Here is a 10,335-nt window from a genome sequence, read left to right on the forward strand (position 1 = left end):
TAATAACCAGCATAGGTCTTATGCTTTAATAGCAGTTACGCTGGCGGCTGACTTTCATTATCATAGCGCACTATTTTCACCTGACGCATGCTTATTTGTTAAACGGCCGGCCAGATGGGACAGATCAAGTAGTATGGCAATAACACCATGGTAAATATTGTAATCATGCGCCACGGCGAAGCTCAGCCGCTGCAGGCCGATGATCAGCAACGCGCGCTGACTGACCAGGGGCGGCAGGAAGTGCAACAGATGGCGTCCTGGTTGGCCGCTGCCTATCCGGCATTTGACTATCTGTGGGTCAGCCCATACCTGCGCACACGGCAAACTGCTGCCATCATGCTGGAAGCGCAGGCGGCCTGTCGGCTGGAGGTGATACCGCAATTGGTGCCGGATGGTCAGGCGTTACAGATCAAAGATCAACTGGATTTGCTGCTTGCTGAGCAACCTGATGCGCGGGTATTACTGGTATCCCATATGCCGCTGGTCAGTTTTCTGGTCGAAGCCTTTACCGACGCCGGCCGCACACCCATTTTTACCACTGCAGCCTTATGTTGTATCGATTACCGGACAGCACGCGGCGGGAAGTTGTTAGAGCAGATGTCACCGCTGGATTTGTCGTTGGTACGCAGCTAACGCTGATTGATCTTGCTGTGACAGCTGGTGCTGTTATCGGTGCTGCAGTTCACGAAACTGCTGCTCGGTACTTTGATTAATTTTCAGTAATAACAACAGGGCACCATGCTTGCCCCAGCTTTTTGGGGCGGTGTGAAAGGCGCGTACATTTGGATGTTGCACCAGCCAGTTTGGTACCTTACGTGCCAGTATGCCCAGCCCCTTGCCATGTACGACGCAGGCGCAATTAAATTGCTGCTGCTGGCAATAATCCAGTAAGCCAGCCAGCTGTGTTTTCGCTTCATTGGCTGTCATGCCGTGTAAATCCAGTACCACCTGCGGTTCTAATTCACCGCGGCGTAAGCGGCCGGCCAGCATCGGATCGTCACCCTGCTGCACATAAGACAAGCTGCCGCTGGTGTCGGTAATGGCTTCATATTCATCGGAGAAAAAGAACAGTTTTTGCGCAGATAGCTCAGCGGCAGCTGTCGGCAGGCGTTTTTGCTTGCTGCGTCTGACAACTGGCGGTATCTTGTCCTGCTCAAGCGGGCGGGCACCGGCGACACTGTCGCGAAACAGGGCTCGCTCTTCGACGCTGAGTGCATCGGGCTTCGGCTTTTTTTGCTGCATCGGCCTTAATCTATACTATCTTATTAGCTGCTACCGGAGCCAAGGATACCATGTCTGACACCTTACCCGCACCTTTTAGTCCTGAATTACTGGACCGCGCCTATAGCGAACTGCAGACCCTGCATGACTGGTTACGTTGGGCCGTTAGCCGGATGCATCAGGGTGGAGTCTATTTTGGCCATGGTACCGATAATGCCTGGGATGAAGCCGCAGTGATGCTGTCGCATGTGTTGTACTTGCCGCCCCTGCGCGATGAAAAGTTATTTAGCGTGCGCCTGACATTGGATGAGAAACAACACTTTGTCGCACTGTTACAGCAGCGAATTACCCAGCGTATTCCGGCCGCCTATCTGACCCAGCAAGCCTATTTTTGTGATTTGCCGTTCTATGTCGATGAGCGGGTCTTGATCCCGCGCTCACCGATTGGCGAGCTGATTAAGCAGCAGTTTCAGGGCCTGTTACCGGCTGGCAGCAGCCCGGCCCATATTCTGGATCTTTGTACCGGCTCGGGCTGTATTGCCATTGCCTGTGCGGTGGCCTTTCCGGAGGCGCAGGTTGATGCCGTCGATATCAGCGAGGATGCACTGGCAGTATGTGAGCTGAATATTGCCGAGCATCAGCTGCAGGAGCGGGTCTACCCCATTCTGTCAGATGGCTTTAGTGCCCTGACGGGCCAGCAATATGATTTGATTGTCACTAACCCGCCTTATGTCGATGCTGAAGATATGGCTGATCTGCCGGATGAATACCGGCACGAACCTGAACTGGGGCTGGCGTCTGGTATCGACGGCCTGGAATTAACCCGGCAGATCCTGCGCGATGCGGCAGCGCATTTAACCGAGCAGGGCATTTTAGTTTGTGAAGTGGGCAATAGTATGGTTGAATTGCAGTATAGATATCCAGACGTCCCATTTCGCTGGCTGGAGTTTAGTGCCGGAGGCCTTGGCGTCTTTGCACTGAGCAAAGCACAACTTGTGGCTTGCCAGCATTTATTCGAGGAAAGTTAAATGGCAGGTAACAGCATCGGCCAGTTATTTAAAGTCACGACTTTTGGTGAAAGTCATGGTCCGGCGATTGGCGGCATTGTCGATGGTTGCCCGCCTGGTATGGCATTAACTGCCGAAGATTTACAGTATGATCTCGATCGGCGTAAGCCCGGCACGTCACGCTATACCACACAGCGCCGCGAAGAAGACAGTGTCAAAATCCTCTCTGGTGTGTTCGAGGGGCAGACAACCGGCGCCAGTATTGGCTTATTGATTGAAAATACCGATCAGCGCTCGCAAGACTACGCCAATATTGCCAGCCAGTTCCGGCCTGGCCATGCCGACTATACCTACTGGCACAAATTCGGCATTCGTGATTACCGTGGTGGCGGCCGCTCGTCGGCGCGCGAAACGGCAGTGCGGGTCGCGGCCGGCGCCATTGCCAAAAAGTATCTCGCTGAGCACTGCGGTATTGAGATCCGCGGCTATTTACAGCAACTGGGGCCGATTAAAGCCGAGCAGTTGGATTGGTCGCAGGTGGAACAAAATGCCTTCTTCTTCCCGGATGCGACTAAGCTAGAAGCGCTGGATGACTATATGCGGCAGCTGAAAAAAGACGGTGATTCGGTTGGCGCGCGGGTGAATGTGGTGGCAACCGGGATGCCGGTCGGTCTGGGCGAGCCGGTATTTGATCGTCTGGATGCGGATATCGCCCATGCGATGATGAGTATCAATGCCGTTAAGGCAGTGGAAATTGGCGATGGCTTTGCGGTAGTTGAGCAGCGCGGCTCCACTGGCCGTGATGAGCTGACACCGCAGGGCTTTACGGCGAATCATGCCGGCGGTACCTTAGGTGGTATTTCCAGTGGCCAGGATATTCTGGTCAGCATGGCGTTAAAACCGACGTCCAGTATCAGTATTCCGGGCAAAACCATTAATACCGCCGGTGAAGTGGTGGATGTGGTGACCAAGGGCCGGCACGATCCCTGTGTCGGTATTCGCGCGGTACCCGTTGCCGAAGCCATGCTGGCAATAGTGCTGCTCGATCATCTACTACGCCACCGCGCCCAAAATGCCGGGGTCCAGGTCAGTACACCGGATATCGCGGCACTGGCACGGCAGCAGCAAAGCAATTAATACAGCATTTTAATCGAACTAGTTTAACGGAACAGTCGTGTTAACACTTGCCACCAAGCCAGCCCTTGCGCTGGCTTATTTTGCTTATTTCGGCGTCTTAGGCCTGTTTGTGCCTTATTTCGGGCTGTTTCTGGATGGCCGCGGCTTAAGTTCGGCACAAATTGGCTTATTGCTGGCGCTGGTCACGGCGACGCGGATCGTTGGCCCGGCGCTGTGGGGCACGCTAGCTGATAAAACCGCCAGACCGCTGAGCATTATGCGCTTTGGCGCCATCATCGCGATCCTGGCTTGGTGCAGTAGCTTTGTTGATGCCGGCTTTTGGCCCTTACTGGCCGGTTTCGCGCTGTTTAGCTTTTTCTGGACCGCTATTTTACCGCAGCTCGAAGTCTGTACCTTTCATGCGCTGAATGATGATGCCGGCGCTTATAGCCGGATCCGTACCTCCGGCAGTGTCGGTTATATCATTCTGGTGCTGCTTGGCGGCTATTTATTTCAGCGTTTTGGCAGTGAGTTTATGCCGGCGACAGCGCTGCTGTTTTTAGGCTTACTGCTACTGAGCTTATTTAAACTGCCACCGCTGCCTAAGTTGTCGGCCAGTCAACAGGTGCACTTATCCTGGCGTCAGTTATTCAAAAGTAAGGTACTGTGGCTCTTTATGGGCGCGGCCTTAATGCTGCAAATGAGCTTTGCGCCTTACTATGGCTTTTTTACGTTGTATTGCCGCGATCTGGGTTATAGCGGCACTGTTACCGGCTTGCTGATTGGCGTGGCGGTGGCGGCGGAGATCGTCGCCTTTTATTTTGCTGGCCGCATTTTGGGCCGTTTCAGACTGGGGCATTTACTGGCCGCCTGTTACGGCTTAACTGCGCTGCGCTGGTTAATCGTCGCTTATCTTGGTGATCAGCCGCTGGTGCTGGCGGCCAGTATGCTGTTACATGCCGGCAGCTTTGCTATTGCCCACAGCGGCGCTATGCAGTTTATTCAGCAGTTTTTCCCCAAGGTGCAGCGAGGTCGCGGTCAGGCGTTTTATGCCGGTATTATCTATGGCGGTGGCGGGGCTATCGGTGCTTATATTGCCGGTATCAGTTGGCGCGATGGGGCTGGTGCCAGTGCCACCTTTACGTTGGCAGCACTGGCAGCGGCAATAGCGATGCTATTGGCACTAAGCTTACCGCGTACTATGCCGCGAGCGGATGATAAAGCAGCAAACGTCAACACGCCCTAACGCATTAACCACTTAAGCAGCGCTTTAAACAGCGGCCGGTTAAAGGGCGGGTAAATCAGAATGCTGCTACTAAAGCGGCCTTTCTGGTGCACCGCCTTAGCGTGGGAAAAACGCCAAAAGCCTTCCGGACCATGATAGTTACCCAAACCTGATGGCCCGATGCCACCAAAGGGCAAATCCTCCTGTGCCACATGCAGCAGCGTATCGTTAATACAAACGCCACCGGCATGAGTTTGGGTTAACACTCGCTGTTGTAACAGCTTATCTTCACTAAATAAGTACAGCGCCAGCGGCCTGGGTCTGGATTTAATATAGTCAAGCGCCTGCTCAAAGCTTTCGTAGCCGATAATCGGCAACAAGGGACCGAAAATTTCCTGCTGTAAAATCTGACACTCCTCGGGCACATCAACCAGCAAGGTTAGCGGTAGCCGGCGCTGTTGTTGTTGCTGCTCGCTGACCATCACTGCACAGGGATAAGCGGTTGCGCCTTTAGCCAGTGCTTCGCTTAGCAGCTGCTGTAAGCGCTGATAATGCTGAGTATTGATCACCGCGCTGTAATCGGGGTTGGTAGCAAAATCAGGATAGAGCTTGGCAAAGTCGGCTTGCAGTTGGTTAATCAAAGCCGTGATCCGAGCCTTAGGCACTAACACATAATCGGGCGCGACACAGGTTTGACCGGCATTAGCGGTTTTGCCAAACAATAAGCGCTGGCTAAAATGTGCTAAGTCGGTATCTGCTGTCAGCAGCGCCGGGCTTTTACCGCCCAGCTCAAGCGTCACTGGCGTTAGATTGGCCGCCGCAGCCTGCATCACTTTGCGCCCAACAGCGGTAGAGCCGGTAAACAACAGATGATCAAAGGGTAGGGCGGCAAAAGCGGCGGCGACGTTGGCATCGCCCTGAACCACACTGACGCAGTCAGTTAAGCCCTCTGCAATCATTTCAGCCAGCACCGCATTGGTTGCCGGAGTAAATTCCGACAGCTTAAGCATCACCTGATTACCGGCAGAGAGTGCCGCCATAAGCGGGCTAAGTGCCAGAAAAATGGGATAATTCCACGGCACGATAATGCCGACGACTCCTAACGGCTGCGCCAGCACAAAGTTTTTTGCCGGGGCAAAGGTATAGTGTACAGCGCGGCGCTGCGGTTTTAACCAACCTTTAAGCTGTGATAACTGATATTTGATGCCCTGCAAACTGGGCGCGATTTCCAGCAGCTGCGTTTCAACACTGCTGCGCTGACCAAAATCGCGGGCAACGGCCTGTTGTAACGCCGTATCGTATTGTTTTAGTAACCCGGCCAGACGCTGCAAGCGTTGCTTGCGTATAACAAGTGACGGATAGGGTTCGGCGTTAAACTGCTGTTGATGCTGTTGAAACAGGCTTTCTATGCTCATCAGAGGTCACTACTTCTTTTAACAGGCTGGGTTGTGCCGTTACTCTAAAGTAGTCCAACCAGTGGAGCAAGCGTTGTCGAGTAGCGCAGCGCTGGGCAAGCTGCAGTCAAGCCGTTACAATGCGCAGCAATTTCGAAAGCTGTCACACAGGTGAGGTCGATGACAACGCAGTTTCGCTTGGGTTTGATTGTTAATCCGTTGGCTGGTTTAGGCGGCAGTGTCGGTTTAAAAGGCAGTGATGGCATGGCGGAACAGGCGCTGGCACTTGGCGCGGTGCCGATGGCACAGCAGCGTGCTAGACAGAGCCTGGAGCAACTGCTGCCGCTGCGCGACAAGCTGCAAATCGTCACCGTCGCCGGTGAGATGGGGCAACAGCTTTGTGAAGAGCTGGGTTTTGATTATCAGCTGTGTTTTACCCCGGCGACTTTACCCACTACGGCAGCCGATACCGAGCAGGCCGCGGCTGTGATTGCCGGATCCGGTGTCGATTTACTGTTGTTTGCCGGTGGTGATGGTACAGCGCGCAATGTCTGTAGCGTTGTCGGCGCTAAAACCACCGTCTTGGGTATCCCTGCCGGTTGTAAGATCCATTCCGGCGTGTATGCGATTTCGCCGCTGGCCGCCGGTAAGCTGCTGGCCAAACTGGTCGCCGGTGAGCTGGTCAGTCAGCAGGAAGCCGCAGTGATGGATATCGATGAAAGTGCTTTCCGGGAAGGGGTCGTCAAAGCCCGCCGCTATGGCGAGATGCGCATTCCGGCCGAGCTGCGTTATGTACAAAGCGTAAAAATGGCCGGCAAGGAATCAGAAGAGCTGGTACTGGATGATTTAGCGGCTTACGTTGCCGGCTTAATGGAACCGGATGTGCGTTATGTGATGGGCTCCGGCTCGACTGTTGCCGCAGTGATGGCGGAACTGGGGTTGGACAATACCCTGCTTGGTGTGGATGTGGTCGAAAATGGTCAGCTGCTGGCCAAAGATGTGACCGCAGCGCAGTTGCTTAAACTGGTGCAGGATAAACCCAGCAAATTGATTATTACCTTGATTGGCGGTCAGGGCCATGTGTTTGGCCGCGGTAACCAACAACTCTCCCCGGCTGTGATCCGTGCCATTGGCCGCAACAATATTCTATTGCTGGCGACCAAGAGCAAGCTGCAGCAACTAAATGGCCGGCCATTACTGGCCGATACCGGTGATATGGCCTTAGATCGCGAGTTACAGGGCTTAATACCGGTGCTGACCGGCTATAACGATTATGTGATTTACCGCTTAGGTTATGAGGACGAAGCATAATGCAAGAGAACAATACCGAACACGGCAATACCGAACACTTTATTGCCCGGGCGGCGGAATTTTTCGACCAGTTAGTGCCGGTTGCTACCGACGATGAGCTGTTTGCCGCCGGCTATTTACGTGGTCATGTTGATTTAGCCGTTGGAACCCTGCAACTGAACGAACAACCTTTTAGCGTGGCCACCTTGCTGCAACAGGTTAATAACAGCCTACAGCAGGCGATTGCCCAGGGCGAGCTAAACGCAACAGACGAATTGCTGGTGCAGGATATCTGGCAACGTTTACAACAGGCTGCCTGAGTTAAGGCAGCCTGAACAAGACTTTTGGCGGTAATTGACGTAAGATATCGCCATCTTTTAACAGTGGTGCAGCCCGGCTGCACCCGTCAATATAAGTGAAATCCATGTCAAAATTTACTACGTTAGAGCAGCACGCCAGCTACGGTATCGGTTTACAAATGGGTCAGCAACTGGCTGACCGGCCGTTTGATGGTTTAGATATTAGTGCTGTCGCCGCCGGCTTAGCTGCTGCTTACAACGAGCAGGCGCCGGAAGTCAGCGATGAGCAGATCCGTGCGGCTTTTACCGTTATTAGCCAGCGCATGCAGGCCGAAGAGCAGGAAAAAGCCCAGGCCTTAGCAGAAGCCGGTGAAATGTTCCTGGCGGAAAATGCCAAGCGTCCGGAAGTAACCGTTACTGCTTCTGGCTTACAGTATGAAGTTCTGGTAGCCGCCGAAGGCGATAAGCCCACCGCAGCCTCGACCGTGCGTACCCACTATCACGGTACTCTGATTGATGGCACTGTATTTGATAGCTCTTATCAGCGCGGTGAACCGGCAGAATTCCCGGTATCTGGCGTTATCGCTGGCTGGACTGAAGCGCTGCAACTGATGGCGGTGGGTTCAAAACTGCGGTTATATATTCCGCATAATCTGGCCTATGGTGAGCGCGGCGCCGGCAATGCTATTGCACCGTTCAGCACTTTAGTGTTCGATGTGGAATTGCTGGCGATCCTGTAAAGGCTGTTGTTCGAGCTCATTACAATAAAGCCGGCGTTGCCGGCTTTATTGCTTAAGAAGGTGAGCGCCGGTTAAAATTTATGCAATTAAGCGTCTAAGCTACCAATTCTTCTGCAGTTTTCTGTACAGGCGTTATACTTTCAGCTGAATTGTGTTGTCCTCCCCCGAACTGAGAGTAGCTTATGGCAAATTTGACCATTCAAACCCGTATCCTCCTGCTGGCGTTATTACCCAGCACCTTACTGGCAATAGTGCTGGTAACTTTTAGCTTAATGCAGGCACGTAGCCTTGGCCAGCAGGGCGTGGATGGCTTTGCTGAGGTTTATAGCCAAAGCCAGCAAGCTGTGATTAAAAACTATATGGAGCTGGGTAAGACTGCCATCGCTCATCTTTATAATGCGCCGGATGCAGCGACCAATCCGGCCATTCGGGAAGAAGCTATTAATATTTTGCGCCAACTGCGTTTTGATGACAGTGGCAGCATGGGCTACTTCTTTATCTATGATCAGCAGGGCGTCAATGTGATGCATGCTGCTAACCCCGCCTTGCAGGGCCGTAATTTGATGGATCTTAAAGATCCTAATGGCGTTGAAGTGATCCGCGGCCTGTGGAATGCCGCCCGCAGTGGCAAAGGTTACTTGTATTATCACTGGAATAATCCGGAAACCAATACCACGGATCCAAAACTGGGTTATGCCGAAGAGCTGACCAAATGGGGTTTAATGTTAGGCACCGGCTTTTGGATCGACAGCCTGGATAAACAGGTTGCGGTGATGCAGCAACGGGTAGACGACTCGCTGGCAACCAGCCTCTGGAGTTCGATAGTCACCGCTGCCATTGCGTTAATTGTGATTACCTTACTGGCACTGGTGGTAGTGCGCAGTATTATTACGCCACTGAAATCGGCGGTAACCGCAATGACCGATATCGCCCAGGGTGGTGGTGATTTACGCCACCGTTTAAAAGCTGAAGGTAATGATGAATTGGCGCAACTGGCACAGGCTTTTAACCGCTTTGCCAGTCAGGTCCGGGATCTGGTGGCTCAGGTTGCTGGCTCAACCAAAACGCTGAATCAAAGTGCCAATGAGCTAAATGGCATTATGCGTCAAGCCGGGCAGGGCGTGGCACGCCAACAATCCGAGAGTGATCAGGTGGCCACGGCAATGAACGAAATGGCGGCTTCGGCGCAGGAAGTGGCAGATAGCGCGATGCGGGCGTCTGAAGCCGCTGCTAATGCCGAAGATCTGGTCAGTAACTCCAAGCAGACGTTGCTGCAAACGGTACGGGTAATTGATGGTTTGGCGGAGCAAGTCACACATGGTGTTTCGGTAATTGGAGAACTGAGTAAAGAATCTGACAGTATCGGTGGGGTACTGGATGTGATCCGCAGCATTGCCGAGCAGACTAATCTGCTGGCGCTAAACGCCGCCATTGAGGCGGCGCGTGCAGGTGAGGCGGGTCGTGGTTTTGCGGTGGTTGCAGATGAAGTGCGGACTCTGGCCAGTCGCACTCAACAAAGTACCCAGGAAATCCAGCAGATGATCCAGCGCTTGCAAGCCGGTATTAAAGGTGCGATCGATCTGATTAGTAAGTTAAAACAAAGCAGCCAAAGCAGTGTCGATGAGATCCGGCAGGTCGAGCTGGCGCTTAATCAAATCAGTAGCGCAGTCAATACCATTAATAATATGAATGCGCAGATCGCCACCGCCGCCGAGGAGCAAACCCATGTTTCCGGCGCCATTAATGAGAACGTACATCAAATTGTTGCAGTAACCGAAGAAACGGCTGAAGGGACGCGGCGCGCTTCCAGCACCAGTGAGCGCTTAAACGCCCTGGCTTCAGAATTAGATGTATTAGTAGGTAATTATAAGGTTTGAGTCCTCAGGTCCAGATTGTTTGAATCCTGGGTTTACGCCTGATAGTACAAGCAAATGCCAATCAGTTAGTCTGGTTGGCATTTTTACTAAAGGTTACACGCCACCAAGCCCCGGTCTGATACCAAAAAAAAGCCCCCGCGGCAGCCTGTCTCTTGATCACAAGTCA

Annotated in this window: 10 protein-coding genes; 8 read left to right on the top strand and 2 right to left on the bottom strand. The window is 53.1% G+C overall.

Annotation, left to right across the window (positions count from 1 at the left end):
• The first annotated feature begins 147 nt into the window (after positions 1-147).
• A complete protein-coding gene (gene sixA / locus A9165_RS11710) occupies positions 148-633 on the top strand; it encodes a phosphohistidine phosphatase SixA (protein WP_065956007.1) in 486 nt (161 codons plus the stop codon).
• Positions 634-666: 33 nt separating this feature from the next.
• On the opposite strand, the gene smrB is transcribed toward sixA, so the two are convergent.
• Entirely contained in the window at positions 667-1,242 is a 576-nt protein-coding gene (smrB, locus tag A9165_RS11715) for an endonuclease SmrB (RefSeq protein ID WP_008610125.1), read from the bottom strand.
• 50 nt (positions 1,243-1,292) lie between these two features.
• Between smrB and prmB the strand changes: the two genes are divergently transcribed.
• Genes prmB through A9165_RS11730 form a run of 3 tightly spaced genes read left to right on the top strand, consistent with a single transcriptional unit; the run spans position 1,293 to position 4,590 of the window.
• Positions 1,293-2,249: a 50S ribosomal protein L3 N(5)-glutamine methyltransferase gene (prmB, locus tag A9165_RS11720; protein ID WP_065956008.1), complete on the top strand. Its 957-nt coding sequence runs from the start codon at positions 1,293-1,295 to the stop codon at positions 2,247-2,249.
• Positions 2,250-3,365 (top strand): chorismate synthase, encoded by a 1,116-nt coding sequence (aroC, locus tag A9165_RS11725; protein ID WP_065956009.1) that lies wholly within the window; start codon positions 2,250-2,252, stop codon positions 3,363-3,365.
• Between the two features lie 37 nt (positions 3,366-3,402).
• Positions 3,403-4,590: an MFS transporter gene (locus A9165_RS11730; RefSeq protein WP_065956010.1), complete on the top strand. Its 1,188-nt coding sequence runs from the start codon at positions 3,403-3,405 to the stop codon at positions 4,588-4,590.
• On the opposite strand, the gene A9165_RS11735 is transcribed toward A9165_RS11730, so the two are convergent.
• The gene (locus A9165_RS11735; RefSeq protein WP_065956011.1) at positions 4,587-5,984 is read right to left on the bottom strand and encodes a coniferyl aldehyde dehydrogenase; all 1,398 of its coding nucleotides are present in this window, start codon (positions 5,982-5,984) and stop codon (positions 4,587-4,589) included. The genes A9165_RS11730 and A9165_RS11735 overlap by 4 nt on opposite strands.
• Before the next feature lie 159 nt (positions 5,985-6,143).
• Between A9165_RS11735 and A9165_RS11740 the strand changes: the two genes are divergently transcribed.
• From A9165_RS11740 to A9165_RS11755, 4 genes are all read left to right on the top strand, one after another.
• On the top strand, positions 6,144-7,274 hold the full coding sequence (locus A9165_RS11740; RefSeq protein WP_065956012.1) for an ATP-NAD kinase family protein: 1,131 nt from the start codon (positions 6,144-6,146) through the stop codon (positions 7,272-7,274).
• A complete protein-coding gene (locus A9165_RS11745) occupies positions 7,274-7,573 on the top strand; it encodes a YfcL family protein (RefSeq protein ID WP_065956013.1) in 300 nt (99 codons plus the stop codon). The genes A9165_RS11740 and A9165_RS11745 overlap by 1 nt, the downstream gene beginning before the upstream one ends.
• Positions 7,574-7,677: 104 nt before the next feature.
• On the top strand, positions 7,678-8,292 hold the full coding sequence (locus A9165_RS11750; protein ID WP_065956014.1) for an FKBP-type peptidyl-prolyl cis-trans isomerase: 615 nt from the start codon (positions 7,678-7,680) through the stop codon (positions 8,290-8,292).
• Positions 8,293-8,474: 182 nt separating this feature from the next.
• Entirely contained in the window at positions 8,475-10,169 is a 1,695-nt protein-coding gene (locus A9165_RS11755) for a methyl-accepting chemotaxis protein (protein WP_065956015.1), read from the top strand.
• Positions 10,170-10,335: the final 166 nt, after the last annotated feature.

It is taken from the genome of Alishewanella sp. HH-ZS (assembly GCF_001704375.1).
Classification (GTDB): domain Bacteria; phylum Pseudomonadota; class Gammaproteobacteria; order Enterobacterales; family Alteromonadaceae; genus Alishewanella; species Alishewanella aestuarii.